This is a genomic window from Bradyrhizobium sp. IC4059 (genome assembly GCF_020193615.1).
Lineage (GTDB): Bacteria > Pseudomonadota > Alphaproteobacteria > Rhizobiales > Xanthobacteraceae > Bradyrhizobium > Bradyrhizobium yuanmingense.
Map to the genome: position 1 here is coordinate 70,729 of NZ_JADYVH010000009.1, position 20,983 is coordinate 91,711.

Genomic DNA, 20,983 nt, shown 5'->3' on the forward strand with positions numbered 1-20,983 from the left:
CGTCGCGCGGCAACGTTGGGTCGGCACATGGCAGTCCCGTGACTTTCCCGCCCCCATGATTATGGGTGTCACCGTCTTCGGGCTGCGGTTAGACTTGCCTCGCGCCGCGGGGGACACGCGGATCGCGGGACCATGATCATGACCGAACAAGGCGAGACGGGTGAAGCCATCACCATCCTCCTCGTCGAGGACGATGCGCCGACCTGCTGGCGGCTGCAGGATGCGCTGGCCAAGGCCGGTTACGAGGTCCGCAGCGCCGGTACGCTTGCGGAGGCGCGGCAGGCCCTCGCCGCCGGGGCGCCGCGCGTGCTGCTGACCGACCTCCGACTGCCCGACGGCCACGGCGTCGAGCTGATCCGCGAGATGCGGCAGCGCTTCCCCGACACCGAAATCATGGTGATTTCCGCGCTCGGCGACGAGGAAAGCGTGATCTCCGCGATCACGGTCGGCGCCACCGGCTACCTGCTCAAGGACGCCTTCCCCACCGACATCGCCACCACGGTGCGCGATCTGGTCGCGGGACATTCGCCGATCTCGGCCTCGATCGCCCGCTTCATCGTGCGCAGGACGCAAGGTGCCGCGCAGAATTCGGCGGAGCCGCCGCCCGGCCCCGCGCTCAATACGGCAAGGCTCACCCCGCGCGAGATCGATATTCTGTGGGGCATCGCCAAAGGCTTCAGCTATGCCGAGATCGCGAGCCATCTCGGCCTGTCCAAACAGACCGTCCCCGGCCATATCAAGAACATCTATCGCAAGCTCGAGGTGCATACGCGCAGCGAGGCGGTGTTCGAGGCGGTGCAGCAGGGCCTGATCAAGCTGTGAGCGAGATCGCGGCCAAAGCACCTACGAAGGCACCGACACGCCCGCGGCGCCGGCTAATCGCCTCGCGCCTCGTGCCCTATCTGCTGCTTCAGGCGCTGATCGTGATCGTCACGATCCTGGGGATTCGGTTGCTGCAGCCGAGCGATCCCGACGACTACGCGGTGGACGATTTCTCGGCGCGGGAGGACGGTCTGACGCGCCCGGTGACGCTGCCGCATTTCACCTCGTCGCGCTATTCGCTGGCCGACCCGCCGATCTACGCCGGCACCTTCACGTTCCGGAGCGGCGATGCGGCCTCGGGCTGGTCGGTGTTCCTGCCGCGCTTCAGCAACGCGGTGGAGGTCGCCGTCAACGGCGTCGTCGTGCTCGACTCCCGACGCGACACCAACGCCAACCGGCCCGACCGCAACACGCCGCAGATCGCAGCCATCCCCGCGTCGCTGCTGCGCGAGGGCGGAAACGAGATCACGGTGCGGCTGTTCGTATGGGGCCCGCTCAAGGGCTTCCTCGACACCGTCTATGTCGGGCCGGATGCCGCCTTGCGCCCGGCCTATGAGACACGCACGCTGCTGTTCGTCACGCTGCCTGTGGTTTTTTCCGCCTGGCAGGCGATCCTTGCCGTCATCCTCGCGATCATGTGGCTGATGCGGCGTCACGAGCCGGTCTATGGCGTACTGGCGACGGCGATGGTGCTCGGCGTGGTGCAGGCATTCGCGCCGCCGCCGGTGCCGCCGGCCACGGTATCGCACCTGGCCGCGGTGCTGCTGGCCTCTGCACCGATCGAGAGCGCGCTGATCGTCGTGTTCGGCGTGCTGTTCTTCGGCTGGCGCTGGCCGCGCTACGGCACGCTGCTGTTCGTGCCCGGCGTCCTCGTGTTCGTGGTCGGGCTGATCGGGGGCCCGCCGCTGCCGCGCATCCTGTTCCTGGTGCTCGGCATTCCCACCGTCGGGCTCTGCCTGTTCCTGATGGCCTGCGTCACCGCAACCGCGGTGGTGCGGCGGCAGGACGCGGCGAGCTTCACGATCGGCTGCGCGGTGACCATCGTGTTGGTCTGCTGGGTCCAGGACATGCTCACAGTGCTCGACATCGTGAGCAACGATCGCATCTTCGTCTCGCGCCTGTCCTATTCGGCGATGCTGGTCGCGATCGGCGCCGGGCTGACCTGGCGCTTTGCCCGCGCCTTGAACCAGGTCGACAGCTTTGCCGGCCAGTTGGTGACGCGGGTGCGGGAGGCCGAGGAGCGGCTGAAGGCGAGCTTTGCCCGCGAGGAGGAGCGCGCCCGCGCGGCGGCGCTCGCCAACGAGCGCACGCGCCTGATGCGAGACCTGCACGACGGCCTTGGCGGCCAGCTCGTAAGCATCGTCGCGCTGTCCGAGCGCGGCAGCGCGAGCGCGAGCATCACGGACGCCGCCCGCGCGGCGCTGAAGGATCTCCGTCTCGTGATCGATTCCATGGACGACATCGGCGGCGACCTGATGCTGGCGCTCGGCTCCTGGCGCGAGCGCGCCACGGCCCAATTGCGGCCGCACGACATCACGCTCGACTGGCGCGTGGCGACGCCGCAGGGCCTGCCGCTGCATCCCGAGCTCAGGCCATGGCACGTCGTCCAGATCGTGCGCATCCTCGACGAAGCCGTGACCAATGCGGTCAAGCACGCGCAGGCCCGCCGCATCGCGGTGACCATCGACACGTTCGACGCGGGCCAGGGGCCGTACGGCGTGATCAGCGTGACTGACGACGGAGGCGGCTTTGCGCTGGCCGGCAATGGCGAGGCCGCGGGGGCCGGCCAGACCGCGCGCGGCTTGCGCAACATGAAAAGCCGCGCCGCCCGCTGCGGCGCGGTGCTCGACCTGACGTCTGATTCCTCCGGCACGCGCGTGCGGCTGAAATTGCCGCAACGTTTTCCCGACAGCGACATGGCCGCGGGCTGAAAGAGCCCCCTCCCCGAACGTGTGGGGCGCACGGAGAGAGGGGACGGGCCGGGTAAAATTGGCTGCGGAGGACGGGGGGTTCGTCCGCAGGCCCCTTGGCCCGAAGCGATGCATCAATTCAATGAAGCGGAAATATCAGCGCACGCCGACGCGATTGACCGGGCCGCCGCGATTCATCGGCGTGCCGGCACGCACACCGACACCGGGCGCGCCGACACCGGGGGTCGCGACGGCAGCCCGCGCGACCGGCGCTCCCACCACCACGGCGCCAGTCGGCCGCACCACGCAGCCCTTCGGCACGCCGACGGTCTTGCAATAGACCACGGCCTGCGCCGGGCTCGTGCCCAGCGACACCATCGCCGCGCCCGCCAGCGCCATGACCGTCAGCCCTGCGCCCAGCGCTCCAGCTCTCTTCGACATCTTGCTCTCCTGGTTCCGTTCGGCGTCCCGACGCAATCACCGGGTCTCGCAGCCGAGGTGCAGCCTGAATGACAAAAGTCGGCGCGCGGATACATGCCATGAAGATGGGGGTACCGCGGGCGGGAGGACTGGCCGCTGCCATGAACATGGCATGGACCGGCGCCCGGCCTTTGCGGAATGGTCCGGCCCGATTGATCCCGGTCGGGACCAACGAGAATTCCAAAGAGGTGCTCCATGAAGATTTCGGTTCTTGCCGCGCTGCTGCTCGCAGCTGCCGCCCTGCCTGCTGCCGCACAGTCCGGTCCATCTGTGCAGGAGCAAATGGCCTGCCGCGGCGACGCCAGCAAATTCTGCGCCGAGCATATCGGCAAGCCGTCGCAGATGAATGCCTGCCTGCGCGAGAACAAGTCGAAGCTGTCCGATTCCTGCCGCAAGGTGGTCGAATCGCGCGGAGGCTAGTCGTTCATCCTTCTCTCTTGGAAGAAGCCAGAGAGGGCAGCGCTCTGCCGCCCTCTCGAGAAAATGCCAAAGGCGCGCCGCTATTCCTGCATCATTTCGCCGCTTCCGCCGAACTCGGCGGGAAAATCCTTCAGCTTGGGCAGGCCATCGCGCATCGGCAGCACGGTCTCGGCATAGTTGACGTGGACGCCGGGCGTGAACGCGAGGGTGGGGATGGTGGCGGCGAAAACGTCGACCAGACCGAGCGGCGGATGGTTGGTCATGAGATGGCCACCGCACTTCCTGCAATATTTGCGCTGGCTGAGCGGCGTCTTGACGAAGGTCTCGACATTCTGAGCGCCTTCGGTGATGCGCACGGCTTCCGGCTTCCACAGGCTGAAGGCGTTGACCGGACCGCCCGACCACGAGCGGCAGGAGCGGCAATGGCAATAGCCCATCGCCTCCGGCGCGCCCGTGACCTCGACCGTGACCGCGCCGCAGAAGCAGTTTCCGACATGTTTCATTTGGACGTCTCCCTTTTTCTGATGGATCGTTATCGCGCGTCGGCGCCCCGCGCGCCGTTTCGATTGGATGCGCGGGGCTTGACCTAGACTATACCGACCGGCGCCAGGGAATAAGCATGGAGACGCGTTGCTTGTACTGCCGGTACTCGTCGCCGAAGAGATCGACGAGATCGCTCTCCTCCAGCGCGATGCCGACGAAGATGTAGAGCGTGGTCACGGCCGCGAACAAGAGATGACCCGCGGTCATGACTGGCGCCGCCCAGAACGCGATGATGAAACCGAGATAGATCGGATGGCGGACGAATTTGTAGAGCAGCGGCGTCTTGAAACGCGGCGGCTGCATTTCCTTGCCGACGAGATGATTCGTCACCTGATGCAGGCCGAACAGTTCGAAATGGTTGATGATGAAGGTCGAGGTGAACACCAGCACCCAGCCAGCGAAGGACAATGTGACCAGTGTCACGGCAAGATCGGGGTTCTCGACCTCCCATATGACCGCGGGTAGCGGACGCCACTGCCAGAACAGCAGGAGCAATGACAGGCTCGCGAACAGCACATACGTGCTTCGCTCGACCGGCTTGGGGACGAACTGCGTCCACCAATCCTTGAATTGCCGGCGTGCCATCACGCTGTGTTGAACTGCGAACAGCGACATCAGCAGCAGATTGATAACGACCGCGCGAACGACGGGCGCTTCGGCACCGGTATCGATGGTCTTGGGCACCATCACCCCCATGACGAAGCCGATCGCGTAGAGAATGGTGACGAAAAACACGAGATACGCCGCAATTCCGTACAGAAAGGCGATGAACCTGAAAATACGAGAGCCCGTAACCTCCGGGCCGAGAGAATGAACCTGGTGATCAATTTGGGTCATGAAACACTCCGTTGTGCCGAGGCATCGACACGATTTGGTCTTCGCACCATGCCGGATCGGACGTCCCGCGGCTTTCGCGGACGATTGATTTTCGCCTGAGACGACTTTGATTTTTGCTTGAGACGACGAGAACGTGCGATTTCGCTTTGAAAACAACGTGCTGGACGGCGACCTCCGGGAGCTCAATTGCGACGGAAAACCCGTCCCGTTGCAGCCGCAGGTGTTCGATCTGCTGCTTTATCTGGTCACGCAACGGGCGCGTGTGGTCAGCAAGGATGACCTGATGAGCCAGGTCTGGAACGACCGCATCGTCTCGGATTCCGCCCTCAACAGCCGGATCAACGCCGCGCGCAAGGCGCTCGGCGACGACGGCGCGAGCCAGCGCCTGATCAAGACCATTCCGCGCAAGGGCTTTCGGTTCGTCGGCGAGGTCCGGGAAGAGGTGGCGGCATCGCCCGCGCGGACCGAAGCCAGGCTCGCTCCCCCGCGCATGGCGGACCGCCCGGCGGTCGCGGTGCTCGCCTTCGAGAACAAGAGCGGGGATCCCGAGCAGGACTATTTCGGCGACGGGATCAGCGAGGACATCCTCACCGCGCTGTCGAAGCAGCGCTGGTTCATGGTGATCGCCCGCAACTCCTCCTTCACCTACAAGGGACGCGCGGTCCATATCAGGCAGATCGCCGAGGAGCTCGGCGTCCGCTACATCGTCGAAGGCAGCGTGCGCAAGACGGACAACCGGGTGCGCATCACCGCGCAGCTCAACGACGCCGTGTCGGGCGGTCATCTCTGGGCCGAGCGCTATGACCGCGAGCTCGTCGACGTCTTCGCCGTGCAGGACGAGATCACCAACGCGATCGCCGCCGCGATCGAGCCGCAGATCCACGCCGCCGAGAATTTCCGCAACCGTCGGAAGCCGCCGGCGAGCCTCGACGCCTGGGACCTCTTGATGCGCGCGCTGTCGCATTATTGGCGCGTGACCCGCCAGGACCAGACGGCCGCGAAGGAACTGCTCGCGCGCGCGATCGCGATCGATCCGAACTACGGCCAGGCGCTGTCGGTGTTGGCCGTGAACGACATGTTCGGCGTGCATCTCGGCTGGACCGAGCTGGCCGCGGTTGCGCCGTCCGCGGAAGCCGCCGCGCTCAAAGCGGTGCGCTGCGACCATGAGGATGCCTGGGCACATGCCGCGCTCGGCAGCGTCTGCTTCTCGACCCGCAGGCTCACCGACGCGCTATCCGAGTTCGAGCAGGCGCTCGCGCTCAATCCGAACTTCTCGCTGGCGCAGGGCTACTACGCGCTGGCACTGTCCTACGCCGGACGGTCGAAGGACTCGTTCGAGGCTGCGCAAAAGGCGATCCGGCTGTCGCCGCGCGATCCGTCATTGGCGATCTATCACGGTATCGCCGCCTATGCGCGCTTCACCGAACGGCACTATGGCGAGGCCATCGCGCTGGCGCGCGAGGCGATCCGCCACCGCGGCGATCTTACCGGCGCATACCGCGTGCTCGCCGTCTCCGCCGGCATGACCGGCGATGGCACGCTTGCGGAAATGGCACTCGGAGAGCTCCGCCGCACCCAGCCGGGCATCTCGCTGCACTGGATCGCGACGCAGCTGCCGTGGGCCAGTGAGCGAGATCGCGAACACTATCTGGAGGGATTCCGCCGCGCAGGCTTGCAGTGAGGCGTCTTACCCTCCCTGCAGGGCAAGCGCTAGGTTCGCTTCCGGCGTAAATGGACGACGACATCGAGCCGCGCGATCTCGTGGCCGGGAAGCGCCTCGGGCATCTTGGTGAAGGCGAGGCCCTCGGCCACGTCGACCAGCACGTCCTCGCCTTCGAGATAGAAGTGCGGATGCAGGGACGTGTCGGTGTCGAAGAACGACTTGATGCCGTCGGCCGCGATCCGGCGCAAGAGGCCCGCTTCGGTGAACTGGTTCAGCGTGTTGTAGACGGTGGCGAGCGACAGGTATGCGTTCGCAGCCATCGCTTCTGCGTAGAGACTTTCTGCGGTGACGTGACGATGGCCGCCCAGGAACAGCAATCGGCCCAGCGCCACGCGCTGGCGTGTCGGGCGCAAGCCGGCATTGCCGAGCAATTGCAGGCAGTGCTGCACGCCCGCATCCGGCGACGGCTCAAGACCGGCGACATCGGATCCGCCGTCGTCATCCGCAGGGATAGTCGTGGCCTGAATGTCCATCCATCGTCTCACGGCTCAAGCAAACGGGATGCGCAGCCGCGTCCCGCTACTTGCCATTCGATCGCAAAAGCGGCGGGCCGGCTTTGATCCGGATCAAATTTTGGCGTCGACCGCCTCTGACCTGGCGCAAGGCGGGCCGGCTCATTCCCGGCCAGAATGCGCGGGCATAGATGAGGTTCGCATGTCCAAGCCGGTTCCTGACAAGGCAGAGGTCGCACTCGAATATCCCGACAAATTCTATGTCGGCACCTTCGAGCATTCGTCCCGCTTCGAGGCGAAGCTCGACGGCAGCGGCATTGCGCTGGTGCTGCAACATCCTGGTGCGGCCGATGAACGCAAATCGGTGCATCTGCACATCAACTTCGGCCTTCTGGCCGGCATCCTGCGGGAGCTCGCCGGCAGCGTCGCCGCGCTGCCCAAGGACGACATCGCGCACCGCGAGCAGCTTGCAGAGGCGCTCGACGAATTGCGGCGCGCGCTCGGCGCAAAATGACGGGCTGATGCTTTTGGTCGCAGGCGCGGACTTGTGCACTGCCCCTGCATGCTCTCTTCACTTCTGAAGGCCGCCTGATCCCTCGGAGCTGGCCGATCTACCGTGCCGTCGCACAGGCGGAGAAACAGGACGAGCTGTACATTTTTTGTGCGAGCACTGTCGCGACTTTCATCTTGCCGCGCTGAACGGGACTGTGTGAGCCTCGATGGCGGATGGGGACTGGGATGGACCGACCGTCGCTTTGCGCGCGAGGGCGCGTGCGAAGCGTTTCCGGCTGGTCTCGCTTGAGAAAGATTACGACATGCCAAAACGAGTGTTGCTTGGTCTCCTCCTGGCTTGCGGCCTTGCGGCCCCTGCGCTGGCGCAAGAGCCGAAGACGGGGGGTGTGATCAATGCCGTGATTCAGCCCGAGCCGCCCGGCCTGATGCTTGCACAGGTCCAGAACGGCCCGACCCAGATGGTCTCGGGCAACATCTTCGAAGGCCTCTTGCGCTACAGCCCCAAGCTCGATCCCCTGCCGGAGCTCGCCGAGAGCTGGAGCGTCAGCGAGGACGCCAAGACCTACATCTTCAAGCTGAAGAAGGGCGTGACCTGGCACGACGGCAAACCCTTCACCGCCGCCGACGTGCTGTTCTCGATCGAGATGCTGAAGCAGACCCATGCGCGCGCCCGCACCAATTTGGCGCAGGTCGACAAGGTCGAGACGCCGGACGATCATACGGTGGTCTTCACGCTGAAGCAGCCGTTCGGCCCGTTCCTCGGCATCTTCGAGGTCGGCTCGATGCCGATGGTGCCGAAGCATCTCTATGCAGGCACCGACTGGAAGACCAACCCCTACAACAACGCACCCATCGGCACCGGCCCATTCATGTTCAAGGAATGGCAGAAGGGCTCGTTCATCCGCCTGGTCAAGAATCCGAACTACCACGAAAAGGGCAAGCCCCATCTCGACGAGATCTACTGGCAGATCATCCCGGACGCCGCCGCGCGCTCGGTGGCTTACGAGACCGGCAAGGTCGACGTGCTGCCCGGCGGCTCGGTCGAGAATTTCGACGTGCCGCGGCTGTCCAAGCTGAAGGACACCTGCGTCACCGGCGCCGGCTGGGAATTCTTCTCGCCGCTGGCCTGGCTGTGGCTGAACAACCGCCAGGGTCCGCTCGCCGACAAGCGGGTGCGGCAGGCGATCATGTATGCGGTCGACCGCGACTTCGCCAAGGACGTGATCTGGAACGGGCTCGGCAAGGTCGCCACCGGCCCGTCGGCCTCGACCATCAAGTTCTATACCGATGACGTGAAGAAATACCCCTACGATCCGGCCAAGGCCAAGGCACTGCTGAAGGAAGCCGGCTACAAGGGCGAAAAGATCCGCCTGCTGCCGCTCGCCTATGGCGAGACCTGGCAGCGCTGGGGCGAAGCCGTCAAGCAGAACCTCCAGGACGTCGGCATGACCATCGAGACGATCGCCACCGACGTCGCCGGCGGCAACCAGAAGATCGCCGAGTGGGATTACGACATCGCCTTTACCTATCTCTACCAGTACGGCGACCCCGCGCTCGGAGTGGGACGCAACTACATCTCCAGCAACATCGCCAAGGGCCAGATGTTCAACAACGTCGAGGGTTACTCCAACCCGGATATCGACAAGCTGTTCGCCGAGGGCGCGGTTGCAACGCCGGATTCCAAGCGCAAGGAGATCTACGAGAAGGCGCAGAAGATCCTGGTCGAGGACGTGCCGGTGGCCTGGATGCTCGAGCTGCAATTTCCGACCATCATGCGCTGCAAGGTCAAGAACCTGATCACCACGGGGATCGGGGTCAATGACGGCTTCAAGGACGCATGGCTCGACAAGTGAAGCCTCTTACCTCTCTCCCCTGCGGGGAGAGGTCGAATGTGCGCATAGCGCACATTCGGGTGAGGGGGAGTCTCCACGAGACCAACTGCTGATACGCTCGCCGAGAATCCCCCTCACCCCAACCCTCTCCCCGCAAGCGGGGCGAGGGAGTCATTCCGTCTCCGTGGCGCCAGGTCACATCACCAATATGACTCACTAGATGCTCTCCTTCGTTGCTCAGCGCGTCCTGAAGGGCGTGATCGTCCTGCTCGCGATCGTCGTTCTCAATTTCTTCCTGATCCGCCTGGCGCCCGGCGATCCCGCGATCGTGATGGCGGGCGAGGCCGGGGCCAGCGATCAGGTCTTCGTCAAGCAGCTCCGGGAGAAGTTCGGGCTCGACAAGCCGCTGCCCGAGCAGCTCTTCATCTACGTCAAGGGCGTCGTCAGCCTCGACCTCGGCTTTTCCTTCCGCCAGCAGGCTCCGGTCGCAAAACTGATCGGCGAGCGGCTGCCGGCGACGCTGTTGTTGACGCTGACCGCCTTCGCGATCTCGCTCACGCTCGGCATCCTGTTCGGCACCTTCGCCGCGCGCTTTGCCGGAACCTTCCTCGACACCGCCATCACCGTGTTCGCTCTGATCTTCTACGCCATGCCGATCTTCTGGGTGGCGCTGATGGGCATCCTCCTGTTCTCGGTCACGATGGATTGGCTGCCGAGCTTCGGTTACGAGACGGTCGGCGCCAATCTCACCGGCCTTGCCCACGCGTTCGACGTCGCAAAGCACCTGATCATGCCGGCGATGACGCTGGGACTGTTCTTCATGGCGACCTACACCCGCATGACGCGCGCCTCGATGCTGGAGGTGAAACGCCTCGACTTCGTCAAGACGGCGCGCGCCAAGGGGCTCTCCGACGCCGTGATCCAGCGCCGCCACGTGCTGCGCAACGCGCTGCTGCCGGTGGTGACGCTCGCCGGCGTGCATTCCGGCACGCTGATCGGCGGCGCCGTCATCACCGAGACCGTATTCGCCTGGCCCGGCATCGGGCGGCTGATGTACGACGCACTGCTGCAGCGGGATTACAATCTGCTGCTCGGCGTGTTCGTGATCTGCTCCGCCATGGTCCTCACCTTCAACCTCATCACCGACCTCGTCTATCGCCTGGTCGATCCGCGGATCGAATACGCCGCATGAAACAGTTCTGGAAATCGATGCTGAAGAGCCCGAGCGGCGTCATCGGGCTCGTCATCCTCCTGGTTGCAATCTCTGTCGCGGTGTTCGGACCGATGCTGTTCCCGAACTCGCCCTGGCGCATGGTGCAGCGGCCGTTCCTGCCGCCGTTCACGCTCGGGGCCGTGCCGCTCGGCACCGACGCGCTCGGCCGCGACATCTTCGCCGGCATGATCTTCGGCGCCCGCGTCTCGCTTCTGGTCGGTCTCGTCTCCACGCTGGCGGCGCTGATCGTGGGCGTGCCGATCGGGGCCATGGCGGGTTATTTCGGCGGCAAGGTTGACGACGCCCTGATGCGCTTCACCGAGTTCTTCCAGACCATTCCGAGCTTCGCGCTCGCGATCGTGCTGGTCGCCATCCTGCAGCCCTCGATCTATTCGATCGTCGCCTCGATCGCGGTGGTGAGCTGGCCGCCGGTCGCTCGCCTCGTGCGCGGCGAGGTGCTGTCGCTGCGCACGCGCGAATATGTCCAGGCCGCCGTCGTCACCGGCCAGAGCAACAGCTGGATCATCCTGCGCGAGATCCTGCCCAACGCGTTGTCGCCCGTGATCGTGCTGGCCTCGTTGATGGTGGCCACCGCGATCCTGCTTGAATCCTCGCTGTCCTTCCTCGGCCTCGGCGATCCCAATCTGATCTCCTGGGGCTACATGGTCGGCGCCGGCCGCACCGTGATCCGGCAGGCCTGGTGGATCACCGTGTTTCCCGGCATCGCCATCCTGATCTCGGTGCTCGGGCTGAACCTGATCGGCGAAGGCCTCAACGATGCGCTCAATCCGCGCCTGTCGCGGGAGGGCCGCTGACGATGACCGCCTCGCCCGCCGTCTCCATCAGGAACTTGCGGATCGCGCTGCCCAAGGGCGCCGAGCGCCCCTTCGCGGTCGACGGTGTCTCGCTCGATCTGCAGCCCGGCAAGATCGTCTGCGTCGTCGGCGAGTCCGGCTCCGGCAAGTCGATGTGCGCGCATGCGCTGATGGGCCTTTTGCCGGATACGGTCTCGGTCACCTCCGGTGAAATCCAGTTCGAGGGCCGGGACCTGCTCAAGCTCGCTGACGACGGCTGGCGCGATCTGCGCGGCCGTCGGCTGGCGATGATCTTCCAGGAGCCGATGACCGCGCTGAATCCGTTGATGCGGATCGGCGACCAGATGGCGGAGATGTTCGAGGCGCACGGCCTGCTCACGCCGAAGGAGCGGCGGGCCAAGGCGCTGGCGCTGGCAAGCGAAGTCGGCCTGCCCGACCCTGAGCGTATCGTGCGCGCCTATCCGCACCAGCTCTCCGGCGGCCAACGCCAGCGCGCCATGATCGCGATGGCGCTCGCGCTCGAGCCCGCGGTGCTGGTCGCGGACGAGCCGACCACCGCGCTCGACGTCACCACGCAGGCCCAGATCCTGAAGCTGATCCGCAACCTCCAGCGGAGCCGCAACATGGCGGTGATGTTCATCACCCATGATTTCGGCGTGGTCGCCGACATCGCCGACCAGGTCGTGGTGCTCCGCCACGGCAAGGTCGTGGAGGAAGGTCCGGCCGCGGCCATCTTCAACGAGCCGCAGCACGACTACACCAAGGCATTGCTTGCCGCCGTGCCCTCGATGGATCCGCCGCCGCGAGAGCCATTGGACGATCGGGCCAAGGCCGTCGAGGTGATCGGGCTGGACAAGACCTACGTCACGTCGGGCGGCTGGTTCCGCCAGGCCCGCCGCGTCGATGCGGCGCGCGCGGTCAACTTCAACATCCTCAAGGGCGAGACGCTCGGCCTCGTCGGTGAATCCGGCTCGGGCAAGTCGTCGGTAGCGCGCCTGGTGATGCGACTGATCGAAGCCGACCGCGGCACGGTGCGGATCGGCGAGACCGACCTGACCTCGCTTTCCGGCAAGGCGCTGCGCGGCGAGCGCCATCGCATCCAGATGATCTTCCAGGATCCGTTCGCCTCGCTCAATCCGCGCCGCAAAATCGGCCACATCATCGCCGACGGGCCGATCGCAGCCGGGACCGATCCGAAGGTGGCGTTCGACCGCGCCCGCGATCTCCTCAAGATGGTGGGCCTGGACGCCGGCGCGCTCGAGCGCTATCCGCATGAATTCTCGGGCGGCCAGCGCCAGCGCATCGGCATCGCCCGCGCGCTTGCGCTCGAGCCGGAGATCATCGTCGCGGACGAGGCCGTCTCCGCGCTCGACGTCTCGGTGCAGGCGCAGGTGTTGAAGCTGCTGGAAGATCTCAAGGCGCGCCTTGGCCTGTCGATGCTGTTCATCACCCACGATCTGCGCGTCGCGGCCCAGATCTGCGACCGTATCGCGGTGATGCAGCGCGGCGCCATCGTCGAGCTGAAGCCGACGGCGCAACTCTTCGCCGCGCCCGAGCACGCCTATACGCGCGAATTGCTCGCAGCCGTGCCCGGACGGAAGGAGCACGCGCCGGCGGCCTGAGACGGTTCGTCCTCGTTCATTGATTTCCGTGATGGTTCCAAAAACTTGCACGCCGAGCGAGGCGAAACATATTCGATTCAGCGGCATTTGCTTTCGTGAGATCATCCTTGCTCATGTCGGCAAGGGGTGACTTGACGCCATAGTCGCTCGTCGCGGCTGGCGTCGTACAACGAACGTGATGTGATGGGCAGCTCAACAACCCAGCAAGCAAGACGCACCGGGATGCTGGGAACTGCGCAGCCTGGTCACGCGCTTTTTATCCGGTCGTGACTGGACCGGCCGCTTCAAAGCTTAAGGGCATGACCATAGATGACGTTTGAATGATCGACGTCATCTCATGACGGACTCACACTGATATTCGGAGCCAACATGGGCGAAGTTATTCGATTTGTCTCGAAGTCCGAGCGCGAGCGAACGCGTCTCATCCAGGAAGCGCGGGCGATCTACGACAGCATCTTCCCGCCGGTCGATCCGACGGACGAGGGCCAGGGAAAGCCGGCGATCGGTCGCCCGTTCATCGGCCGCGACGGAGGTAACGTATCGTGATCAAGATCATCGCCGTGCTTTGCAGCCTCGCCTCTCCCTCCAATTGTCACGAGCAGATCGTCACCACGTCGGACTTTGCGCAAATTTCGGTGCAGGCCTGCCTGATGGGCGCGCCGCAGCTTGCCGAATGGATGAACCAGCATCCGGCCGAGCGCCTGGCGGCCTGGCGCTGCGTGATCGGAGACCAGGGGCGTCGGGGAATCTAGCGAGGCGGATTCTCCTCCGACAAATCAAGGCGACCCACAAATCACGGAGTGACGCCAGTCCATTGCCGGTCTACCCTCCCTGTTCGAAAATGAGGGGGAAGCCGGATGGAGGTCGCCAGCCTCGTTCTTCCCGTATTCGCGATCATCGTCACCGGCTGGCTCGCCGGCGAGCTCGGCTATCTCTCGCGGGCGCTGGCCGATGCCCTGGTGCATTTCGCCTACAACGTGGCGATGCCGGCGCTGTTGATTGTCACGATCGCCCAGGAGCCGGCGCGCAATCTCCTGGAATGGCGTTTTCTGCTCGCCTTCGGCGGCGGCTCGCTGATCTGCTTCGCGCTCGTGTTCGTGCCGGTCCGCGCAGGCGGCAAACACGACCTCGCCAGCAGCACCATTCACGGGATGGCGGCGGCGATGACCAACACCGGGTTCGTTGCGCTGCCGATCCTGCATGCGATCTACGGCCAACCCGCCGTCCTGCCCGCGGCCGTCGCGACGGTGTTCGTGGCCGCGGTGATGTTTCCGATCACGGTGATCCTGCTGGAAAAGCGCGATGCACGCGGGGCCTCCGTGGGCTCTATGGGACTGGCAAAGCAGATCCTGCTCAATCCCATGGTGCTGTCGACGTTCATCGGCCTCACCTGGGCGGTGACGGGACTGCCGATTCCGGCACGGTCGCGGCCTATCTCAACATGATCGCTGCCGCGCTCACGCCGTGCGCGCTGTTCGCCATTGGGCTTGGCCTGTCCATCGAGGGCTTGCGGTCCAACCTGAAAGCGTCGTTTGCGCTCGCGGCGGTGAAACTGGTGGTCATGCCGCTCATCGTCTACGGGCTTTGCGTCGTGATCGGCCTCACCCCTCTCTACACGGTTGCGGCGGTCATCTGCGCGGCCGTGCCGACGGCGAAAACCGTCTACGTCCTCGCACATGAACACAAGGTCGAGGAGAAGCTGGTTGCGGCCACGGTCTCGATCACGACGATGCTGTCGGTCGCGACATTGCTCATCGCGCTTTATCTGCTCTCGGGATCGGCGAGCGGCATGCGTTGATCCGCCAGTGGCCTCCACCTTGCCGGAGCCCTCTATCTCGTGGTGTTGCTCCAGGTGGGAGCCGAGTTGGTCACGCCGACCGAGGGCCAATTGTATGATCCGATCGACGGCGCGGTGACAGTGCCAACCGACTGTCCCGACGATCCGTAGGCCGCCCTCGGTTGCGCGGCCGGCGCTCCGGCTCCGCCATAGGTCGGAGCCACCACACCAGTGCTGTATTGCCGGCTGGACCGGACCTTTTTCGCCTCAGCTGCGAATGGTGCGGCAAGCAGTCCCGTCGTGATCAGCGCGGAAATGGCGAGTCTGATGGTTTTCATGGCTGATCCCTTCACCCGTTGCGCGCCCCGATATGCCAAGTGTTCATGCATCGGCAAATTTCCATGGGTTCTCCCTTCATAATTCCGTGTGCGGACGAAGGTGCCGGAGCGCGGCGGACTCATACCGTCTTCGGATGGACCCGAATCAGCGCTAGTGCATTGCTTTCAGTGACTTCCCTGGACGCAAGCATGACCGGCGCCGAACTGAAGCAGCTTCGCAACGACCTCTCCGATGCCCTCGAGCGCAAGCTCAGCGCGGCCGACATGGCCAAGCTTTGCGGACTGCCGGAAAGAGGCGGCGCCGACACCATCCGGCGCTGGGAGGTCAGCGGCCCGACGCCGGAGGGGACCAGGATACTGCGCGTGCTCGCGATGGCGAGCGAGCGCTATCCGATCCTGGAGAAGTTCGACATCTTCGATCGACACGACGTGCGTGAGGAAGACAGGCCGGCAAAGCGCGCCGCCTTTCGCGCGCAGATGCGCGATGAGGCACGGCGGCGTCTTGGTTAACGCAAGGCGCGCGCAAGTTACCGACAGAGTGCGCCGTTAAGCCTTCCTTCACCACTTCTTAAGTTGCCATTAAGCACGAAAATCATTTGCGGCCCAACAAGTTACGTTGGCCGTCGCTGTGCCACGGATGTGACAGCATTTTCGTCAAAAGCGAGCTATCTGCAAAACCAATGCGGCGCAGCAAACGCGCCTGCCGGGGACCTTACGTGTTGGAGTTCAAGACGATGAAGAAGATTCTGTTTGCGACCGTGGCGCTGCTCGTGTTGGGCGCGGCTGCGCCGGCCGTCGGTGCCGATCTCGGCAACCGCAATTATTACAAGACGCCCGCGCCGGCCTACGCCGCGCCGATCTACAATTGGACGGGCTTCTATCTCGGCGCCCATGTCGGCGGCGCGTTCTCCAGCGACAACAATTTCAATGGCCTCTCCACCGGCAACAACGGCAACGGCCGCTTCCTCGGCGGCGTGCAGGTCGGTGCGGACTGGCAGTTCCACCCGAACTTCGTGGTCGGCGTCGAAGGCCAGTATTCCTGGCTCTCCGGCAGCGTCGGCGCCGTGTTCCCGGGCGGCATCGCCTACACCAACGACCAGCGCGGCCTCGGCTCGATCACGGGCCGCGTCGGCTACACCTGGGGTCCCGGCCTGGTCTATGTGAAGGGCGGCTACGCCTATTCGGACAACAACGAGAGGGTCACCGTCGGCGGCGTGCCGGCCGCCTTCGTCATCACCGGCGATCACCGCAACGGCTACACCGTCGGCGCCGGCCTCGAATACATGTTCGCCCCGAACTGGTCGGCCAAGGCCGAGTACCAGTACTACAATTTCGGCGACGCCAGCTTCACTGCCGGTCCGCTCGCCGGCACCGGCGCCTTCACCACCGACGACCATACCTTCAAGGCGGGCGTCAACTACCGCTTCAACTGGGCGAGCCCGGCCATGGCGCGCTACTGATCGGTTACCAGGACCTTATCAAGATGAAGGGGCCGGCCTCGTTGCCGGCCCCTCTTTTTTCGCTCTGCGGAACAACGTCAACCGATTGGGCTCATTGCGATTCCTTAACCGGTGCTGCCGATACTGCAGCCACAAATAGAAGAACATTGGGGGAATTTTCGATGCCGATCCGTTTGGGCCTTGGCCGCTTCCTTGGCAGTTTCCGTCCGCGTTTCAAAATGCCCAAATGGGGCGTGCGCGGCAGCCTGTTCGCGGCGTTTGCGGTCATCGCGGGCATGGGCCTCGTGATCGCGGCCGGCGCCGGCCTTGCGCTGCAGAATCTCGGCGGACGCATGACTGAACTGAGCGGACGGGACATTCCGCGCCTTTCCGCCAGCCTGCAATTGTCGGCGCTGAGTGCGAGCCTCGCGGCGCAGGGACCGGCCCTGCTTGCGGCGCAGAGCGAGGACGCTCTGAACGAGCGCACCAAGAAACTCAGGGAATTACAGGAGCAGACGCAGCAGAAGCTCAACGAGATCATCGAGCTCGGCGGCGACAAGAGCGTCGTCTCCGGGCTCAGCGAGACGATGAAGAGCATCAACGAGGCGGCTCAGAGCCTGACGAAAGCCGCCCGCGAACGGCTCGACATCGCGGCGCTGCACGACAAGCAATATGACGCGCTTCGCGCCGCGCAGGGCGCATTCGTCGGCGCAGCGAGTCCGGCGATGCTGGACGCGCAGACCCGCGTCAATGCCATTCTCGGTTCAGCCGACCTGTCAGCCGCAGACGCGACCGACGCCGCGCAGACCGTCGGTCAGCTCGGCAACGTCGTCGCCAGCGGTAATCTCGCCGCCGCCAACATGAGCGCGGCGCTGTCGGCGAACACCAGCGACAAGCTCGATGACATCCAGAAGGAATTCAAGACGGCGCAGGGGCGCCTGCGGTCGAACCTCGATCTGTTGCCGGACAACCAGGGCAACAAGATGCTGCGCGACACCGCGGAAAAGCTGCTCGCGCTCGGCACCGGCAAGACCGGCGTGTTCAATCTGCGCGAGAAAGAGCTCGACTCCATCGACTACGGCCAGACCATCCTGGACGAGACCCGCAAGCTCAATGTCGGGCTCGGCATCAGCGTGCAGCAGCTCGTCGACGGCGTGCAGAAAGAGACCAACACCTCGACCTTCCAGGCGCGGCAGGAGATTTCGCTCGCGACGTCGGTCATGCTGGGCTTGGGCGCGCTGATGCTGGTCGGCTCGGCGCTGTTCGTCTGGCTCTATGTCGGCCGTAACATCCTGCGCCGGATCGGCGCCTTGCAGCAGTCGATGCAGCTGCTCGCGAACGGGGATCTCGAAACCGAGATCTACCGCTCGAAGAATCACAACGACGAAATCTCGGTGATGGCGAACACGCTGCAGGTGTTCCGGGAGAGCATGATCGAGACCCGCGCGCTGACGAGCGAGCAGGACAAGGACCGTATCGCCAAGGCCGAGCGCGCCGCGCGCATGGAGGCGAAGATCGCCCAGTTCGAAAGCACGGTGCGCTCCGCGCTCGACAATCTGGCCCAATCGGCCAATTCGATGCAATCGACCGCGCAGAGCATGTCGAACACCGCCGACCAGTCCAACGCGCTGGTCAACGCGGTCGCCTCCGCCGCGGAGGAGACGTCGGTCAACGTGCAGACCGTCTCGGCCGGCACCGAGCAGCTGTCCTCCTCGATCCAGGAGATCAGCCGTCAGGTCGTGACCTCCGCCGAGATCGCCAAAAAGGCGGTCGACGAAGCGGGAGCGACCGACGCCACGGTGCAGAGCCTTGCCGACAGCGCGAGCCGCATCAGCGTCGTCGTCGACCTGATCCAGACCATCGCCTCGCAGACCAATCTGCTCGCGCTCAACGCCACCATCGAGGCGGCACGCGCCGGCGAGGCCGGCCGCGGCTTCGCGGTGGTTGCCTCCGAGGTGAAGAGCCTGGCGAGCCAGACCGCCAAGGCGACCGACGAGATCCGCACCCAGATCGCCAGCATGCAGTCAGTCACGACCTCCGCGGTCGGCGCCATCCAGGGCATCGGCCGGATCATCGGCGAGATCAACGACGTCACCACCACGATCGCAGCAGCGGTCGAGGAGCAGGGCGCCGCGACGCGCGAAATCGCCCGCAACATCCAGCATGCCGCCGGCGGCACCAGCGAGGTCTCCAGCAACATCGTCGGCGTCTCCACCGCGTCCGCCGAAGCCGGCGCTGCGGCCACCGAGGTGCTGGGCGCCTCGGACGCGCTGCGCCGCGAGGCCGATATGCTGCGCGGGGAGATCGACGCCTTCCTCAACGACATGCGGGCGGCGTAAGGCCCTGTCCTGTAGCCTGGATGGAGCGTAGCACAATCCGGGCTACGGAAAACTGCCTCGGTATGACCGCCATGCTGTCGCCGCCCAGCATCCTTTTTCGGCTAGCGCCCCGCGCGCGCTGGGTTTAAGCCGATAGCATGAGCTCGAAAACCGACACCCCGCAGTCCTCGGCCGAGGCCCTGCGCTACCCCTGGGAACAGCATCCCGGCCCCGAACAGGTGGTCGAGGTGCGGCCCGGCGTGTTGTGGGCGCGGCTGAAGCTGCCGTTCCGCCTCAACCACGTGAACATCTACCTGCTCGCCGATGGCGACGGCTATGCGATGATCGATGCCGGCTTCGGCAACGAGGAGACGATCGAGGCCTGGACGAAGCTGTTCGACGGACCGCTGAAAGGCGTCAACATCACGCGCCTGATCGTCACCCACTCCCACCCGGATCATGTCGGTCTCGCCGGTTGGATCGTCGAGCGGTTCGGCTGCCCGCTGGTGATGTCGCAGGTCGAATATCTGCAATCGGTCTATCACCAGAACCGCGGCACCGAGGAGCGGCGCGAGGCGCAGCGGCTGTTCTTCCGCCGCCATGGTATGGACGAGTCGCTCACCGAAAAGCTGCTCGGCCGCGGCCAGGACTATCTGAAGCGCGTCTCGGTGCTGCCGCCGTCCTACCGCCGCATCTCGCATGGCGACGACGTCGTGATCGGCACGCGCCGTTTCAAGGTCATCACCGGCGGCGGCCACGCCCTCGACCAGGTGATGCTGTATTGCGCCGACGACAAGCTGTTCCTCTCCGCCGACCAGGTGCTGAGCAAGATCTCGCCGAATGTCAGCGTCTGGGCGGTCGAGCCCGACCAGAATTCGCTCGGCGAATATCTGGCCTCGCTCGCCAGCCTGACCACGACGCTGCCCTATGACGTGCTGGTGCTGCCCGGCCATGGCGTGCCATTCTACGGATTGAAGACCCGCATCAAGCAGCTCGCCGACCACCACGAAGAGCGCTGCCGATTGATCGCGGAAGCCTGCCGTGAGGTGCCGCAAACCTCGCGCGCCCTGGTGCCCGTGGTGTTCAACAAGCACGTGCTGGACGAGCACCAGATGGGCTTTGCCGCCGGCGAGCTCGTCGCCCACGTCAACTACATGATCGTCGAGGGCCGCCTCACGCCCGAGATGCAGGACGGCGTGCTGCAGTTTCGGACGACGTGAGTTCTTCGCCTCTCCCCGCCTGCGGGGAGAGGCCGACACGCGAAGCGTGGCGGGTGAGGCGGAGTCTCCGCGAGTCCAACTCTCACCATCATTGCCGAAACAGCCCCTCACCCCAACCCTCTCCCCGTAAGAACGGGGCGAGGGAGCAGACCTCCGGCGCGGCTGGCGCCTCACTTCATATTCGCGATCGCGTGCAGCGCCGCGATGTAGCCGAACGGCCCGAGCCCGCAGATCACGCCGGTCGCCACGAACGAGATCTTGGAATGCCGGTGATATTCGTCACGGGCGTGGATGTTGGAGATGTGCACCTCCAGCACCGGGCCCTCGAACGTCTTGATCGCGTCCATGATCGAGACCGAGGTGAAGGAGAGGCCGGCCGGATTGATGACGATGGCCTCGGCGTCCTGCCGCGCCGACTGGATCAGATCAACCAGCACGCCCTCGTGGTTGGACTGGTGGAAGGCGAGCTTGAGGCCGAGCCTGGCGGCTGCGTCCTCGCAGCTCGCGTTGACCTCCGCGAGCGTCGTCGTGCCGTAGATGTGCGGCTCGCGGATGCCGAGCATGTTGAGGTTGGGACCGTTGAGGATCATCACGCGCTTCATGGAAGGGTCCTTTCGAGAGCTTGGTTGAGCAAGGAAAGCGCGCGCCGGGCCGCGACGGAAGACCATAGGCTGGGTCGCCCCGGCAGATGGTGCAGAGCAGCATTATA

At 64.9% G+C, this 20,983-nt stretch carries 23 protein-coding genes; 17 read left to right on the plus strand and 6 right to left on the minus strand.

Annotated elements, in window-relative coordinates; all coding sequences use genetic code 11:
• The first annotated feature begins 138 nt into the window (after positions 1-138).
• On the plus strand, positions 139-822 hold the full coding sequence (locus I6F12_RS25920; protein WP_036020692.1) for a response regulator transcription factor: 684 nt from the start codon (positions 139-141) through the stop codon (positions 820-822).
• Positions 819-2,753 carry an ATP-binding protein gene (locus tag I6F12_RS25925; RefSeq protein WP_035996724.1) on the plus strand — a complete coding sequence of 645 codons (1,935 nt, stop codon included), beginning with the start codon at positions 819-821 and terminating at the stop codon, positions 2,751-2,753. The genes I6F12_RS25920 and I6F12_RS25925 overlap by 4 nt, the downstream gene beginning before the upstream one ends.
• A gap of 135 nt (positions 2,754-2,888) precedes the next feature.
• Here I6F12_RS25925 and I6F12_RS25930 read toward each other — a convergent pair whose 3' ends face one another.
• On the minus strand, positions 2,889-3,173 hold the full coding sequence (locus I6F12_RS25930) for a hypothetical protein (RefSeq protein ID WP_035996722.1): 285 nt from the start codon (positions 3,171-3,173) through the stop codon (positions 2,889-2,891).
• A gap of 234 nt (positions 3,174-3,407) precedes the next feature.
• Here I6F12_RS25930 and I6F12_RS25935 point away from each other — a divergent pair, with 234 nt between their 5' ends.
• A complete protein-coding gene (locus I6F12_RS25935; RefSeq protein WP_035996719.1) occupies positions 3,408-3,632 on the plus strand; it encodes a hypothetical protein in 225 nt (74 codons plus the stop codon).
• A gap of 80 nt (positions 3,633-3,712) precedes the next feature.
• Here I6F12_RS25935 and I6F12_RS25940 read toward each other — a convergent pair whose 3' ends face one another.
• On the minus strand, positions 3,713-4,135 hold the full coding sequence (locus I6F12_RS25940) for a GFA family protein (RefSeq protein WP_036040263.1): 423 nt from the start codon (positions 4,133-4,135) through the stop codon (positions 3,713-3,715).
• Positions 4,136-4,223: 88 nt separating this feature from the next.
• Positions 4,224-5,012 (minus strand): methanethiol S-methyltransferase, encoded by a 789-nt coding sequence (mddA, locus tag I6F12_RS25945; protein ID WP_225157527.1) that lies wholly within the window; start codon positions 5,010-5,012, stop codon positions 4,224-4,226.
• A 133-nt stretch (positions 5,013-5,145) separates the two neighbouring features.
• Here mddA and I6F12_RS25950 point away from each other — a divergent pair, with 133 nt between their 5' ends.
• Complete coding sequence (locus I6F12_RS25950; RefSeq protein ID WP_225157528.1) at positions 5,146-6,693, plus strand: winged helix-turn-helix domain-containing tetratricopeptide repeat protein; 1,548 nt, start codon at positions 5,146-5,148, stop codon at positions 6,691-6,693.
• A gap of 29 nt (positions 6,694-6,722) precedes the next feature.
• Here I6F12_RS25950 and irr read toward each other — a convergent pair whose 3' ends face one another.
• Positions 6,723-7,208, minus strand: coding sequence for a Fur family transcriptional regulator Irr (irr, locus tag I6F12_RS25955; RefSeq protein WP_057028406.1), 486 nt, complete (start codon positions 7,206-7,208; stop codon positions 6,723-6,725).
• Positions 7,209-7,389: 181 nt separating this feature from the next.
• On the opposite strand from irr, the gene I6F12_RS25960 reads away from it, so the two are divergent.
• From I6F12_RS25960 to I6F12_RS26000, 9 genes are all read left to right on the plus strand, one after another.
• Positions 7,390-7,701: a hypothetical protein gene (locus I6F12_RS25960; protein WP_225140744.1), complete on the plus strand. Its 312-nt coding sequence runs from the start codon at positions 7,390-7,392 to the stop codon at positions 7,699-7,701.
• Positions 7,702-8,002: 301 nt separating this feature from the next.
• On the plus strand, positions 8,003-9,553 hold the full coding sequence (locus I6F12_RS25965) for an ABC transporter substrate-binding protein (protein ID WP_035996790.1): 1,551 nt from the start codon (positions 8,003-8,005) through the stop codon (positions 9,551-9,553).
• A gap of 199 nt (positions 9,554-9,752) precedes the next feature.
• Positions 9,753-10,724 (plus strand): ABC transporter permease, encoded by a 972-nt coding sequence (locus I6F12_RS25970; RefSeq protein WP_035996702.1) that lies wholly within the window; start codon positions 9,753-9,755, stop codon positions 10,722-10,724.
• Positions 10,721-11,560 carry an ABC transporter permease gene (locus tag I6F12_RS25975; protein ID WP_035996700.1) on the plus strand — a complete coding sequence of 280 codons (840 nt, stop codon included), beginning with the start codon at positions 10,721-10,723 and terminating at the stop codon, positions 11,558-11,560. Before I6F12_RS25970 ends, I6F12_RS25975 begins: the two co-directional genes overlap by 4 nt.
• A gap of 2 nt (positions 11,561-11,562) precedes the next feature.
• Entirely contained in the window at positions 11,563-13,182 is a 1,620-nt protein-coding gene (locus tag I6F12_RS25980) for an ABC transporter ATP-binding protein (protein WP_192893054.1), read from the plus strand.
• Between the two features lie 369 nt (positions 13,183-13,551).
• Positions 13,552-13,728, plus strand: coding sequence for a hypothetical protein (locus I6F12_RS25985; RefSeq protein WP_197424428.1), 177 nt, complete (start codon positions 13,552-13,554; stop codon positions 13,726-13,728).
• The gene (locus I6F12_RS25990) at positions 13,725-13,934 is read left to right on the plus strand and encodes a hypothetical protein (protein WP_035996696.1); all 210 of its coding nucleotides are present in this window, start codon (positions 13,725-13,727) and stop codon (positions 13,932-13,934) included. The genes I6F12_RS25985 and I6F12_RS25990 overlap by 4 nt, the downstream gene beginning before the upstream one ends.
• Before the next feature lie 105 nt (positions 13,935-14,039).
• Entirely contained in the window at positions 14,040-14,627 is a 588-nt protein-coding gene (locus I6F12_RS25995) for an AEC family transporter (RefSeq protein ID WP_225157529.1), read from the plus strand.
• Positions 14,624-14,980, plus strand: coding sequence for an AEC family transporter (locus tag I6F12_RS26000; protein ID WP_249787063.1), 357 nt, complete (start codon positions 14,624-14,626; stop codon positions 14,978-14,980). Before I6F12_RS25995 ends, I6F12_RS26000 begins: the two co-directional genes overlap by 4 nt.
• A gap of 32 nt (positions 14,981-15,012) precedes the next feature.
• Here I6F12_RS26000 and I6F12_RS26005 read toward each other — a convergent pair whose 3' ends face one another.
• Positions 15,013-15,297, minus strand: coding sequence for a hypothetical protein (locus tag I6F12_RS26005; RefSeq protein ID WP_036020690.1), 285 nt, complete (start codon positions 15,295-15,297; stop codon positions 15,013-15,015).
• Positions 15,298-15,486: 189 nt separating this feature from the next.
• Between I6F12_RS26005 and I6F12_RS26010 the strand changes: the two genes are divergently transcribed.
• The 4 genes from I6F12_RS26010 (at position 15,487) to I6F12_RS26025 (ending at position 20,274) form a co-directional block, all read left to right on the plus strand.
• Positions 15,487-15,807 (plus strand): hypothetical protein, encoded by a 321-nt coding sequence (locus I6F12_RS26010; RefSeq protein ID WP_035996689.1) that lies wholly within the window; start codon positions 15,487-15,489, stop codon positions 15,805-15,807.
• A gap of 224 nt (positions 15,808-16,031) precedes the next feature.
• The gene (locus I6F12_RS26015; RefSeq protein WP_035996788.1) at positions 16,032-16,757 is read left to right on the plus strand and encodes an outer membrane protein; all 726 of its coding nucleotides are present in this window, start codon (positions 16,032-16,034) and stop codon (positions 16,755-16,757) included.
• Between the two features lie 161 nt (positions 16,758-16,918).
• Positions 16,919-19,075, plus strand: coding sequence for a methyl-accepting chemotaxis protein (locus tag I6F12_RS26020; RefSeq protein ID WP_074447650.1), 2,157 nt, complete (start codon positions 16,919-16,921; stop codon positions 19,073-19,075).
• Between the two features lie 137 nt (positions 19,076-19,212).
• Complete coding sequence (locus tag I6F12_RS26025; RefSeq protein WP_035996672.1) at positions 19,213-20,274, plus strand: MBL fold metallo-hydrolase; 1,062 nt, start codon at positions 19,213-19,215, stop codon at positions 20,272-20,274.
• A gap of 170 nt (positions 20,275-20,444) precedes the next feature.
• On the opposite strand, the gene aroQ is transcribed toward I6F12_RS26025, so the two are convergent.
• Positions 20,445-20,876, minus strand: coding sequence for a type II 3-dehydroquinate dehydratase (aroQ, locus tag I6F12_RS26030; RefSeq protein ID WP_035996668.1), 432 nt, complete (start codon positions 20,874-20,876; stop codon positions 20,445-20,447).
• Between the last annotated feature and the right edge of the window lie 107 nt (positions 20,877-20,983).

Excerpts from the sequence above, each read along its gene's own strand:
- I6F12_RS25920 (WP_036020692.1), top strand. The coding sequence starts at position 139 with ATGACCGAACAAGGCGAGACGGGTGAAGCCATCACCATCCTCCTCGTC.
- I6F12_RS25930 (WP_035996722.1), bottom strand. The coding sequence starts at position 3,173 with ATGTCGAAGAGAGCTGGAGCGCTGGGCGCAGGGCTGACGGTCATGGCG.
- I6F12_RS25935 (WP_035996719.1), top strand. The coding sequence starts at position 3,408 with ATGAAGATTTCGGTTCTTGCCGCGCTGCTGCTCGCAGCTGCCGCCCTG.
- I6F12_RS25940 (WP_036040263.1), bottom strand. The coding sequence starts at position 4,135 with ATGAAACATGTCGGAAACTGCTTCTGCGGCGCGGTCACGGTCGAGGTC.
- mddA (WP_225157527.1), bottom strand. The coding sequence starts at position 5,012 with ATGACCCAAATTGATCACCAGGTTCATTCTCTCGGCCCGGAGGTTACG.
- irr (WP_057028406.1), bottom strand. The coding sequence starts at position 7,208 with ATGGACATTCAGGCCACGACTATCCCTGCGGATGACGACGGCGGATCC.
- I6F12_RS25960 (WP_225140744.1), top strand. The coding sequence starts at position 7,390 with ATGTCCAAGCCGGTTCCTGACAAGGCAGAGGTCGCACTCGAATATCCC.
- I6F12_RS25965 (WP_035996790.1), top strand. The coding sequence starts at position 8,003 with ATGCCAAAACGAGTGTTGCTTGGTCTCCTCCTGGCTTGCGGCCTTGCG.
- I6F12_RS25970 (WP_035996702.1), top strand. The coding sequence starts at position 9,753 with ATGCTCTCCTTCGTTGCTCAGCGCGTCCTGAAGGGCGTGATCGTCCTG.
- I6F12_RS25975 (WP_035996700.1), top strand. The coding sequence starts at position 10,721 with ATGAAACAGTTCTGGAAATCGATGCTGAAGAGCCCGAGCGGCGTCATC.
- I6F12_RS25980 (WP_192893054.1), top strand. The coding sequence starts at position 11,563 with ATGACCGCCTCGCCCGCCGTCTCCATCAGGAACTTGCGGATCGCGCTG.
- I6F12_RS25985 (WP_197424428.1), top strand. The coding sequence starts at position 13,552 with ATGGGCGAAGTTATTCGATTTGTCTCGAAGTCCGAGCGCGAGCGAACG.
- I6F12_RS25995 (WP_225157529.1), top strand. The coding sequence starts at position 14,040 with ATGGAGGTCGCCAGCCTCGTTCTTCCCGTATTCGCGATCATCGTCACC.
- I6F12_RS26000 (WP_249787063.1), top strand. The coding sequence starts at position 14,624 with ATGATCGCTGCCGCGCTCACGCCGTGCGCGCTGTTCGCCATTGGGCTT.
- I6F12_RS26005 (WP_036020690.1), bottom strand. The coding sequence starts at position 15,297 with ATGAAAACCATCAGACTCGCCATTTCCGCGCTGATCACGACGGGACTG.
- I6F12_RS26010 (WP_035996689.1), top strand. The coding sequence starts at position 15,487 with ATGACCGGCGCCGAACTGAAGCAGCTTCGCAACGACCTCTCCGATGCC.
- I6F12_RS26015 (WP_035996788.1), top strand. The coding sequence starts at position 16,032 with ATGAAGAAGATTCTGTTTGCGACCGTGGCGCTGCTCGTGTTGGGCGCG.
- I6F12_RS26020 (WP_074447650.1), top strand. The coding sequence starts at position 16,919 with ATGCCGATCCGTTTGGGCCTTGGCCGCTTCCTTGGCAGTTTCCGTCCG.
- I6F12_RS26025 (WP_035996672.1), top strand. The coding sequence starts at position 19,213 with ATGAGCTCGAAAACCGACACCCCGCAGTCCTCGGCCGAGGCCCTGCGC.
- aroQ (WP_035996668.1), bottom strand. The coding sequence starts at position 20,876 with ATGAAGCGCGTGATGATCCTCAACGGTCCCAACCTCAACATGCTCGGC.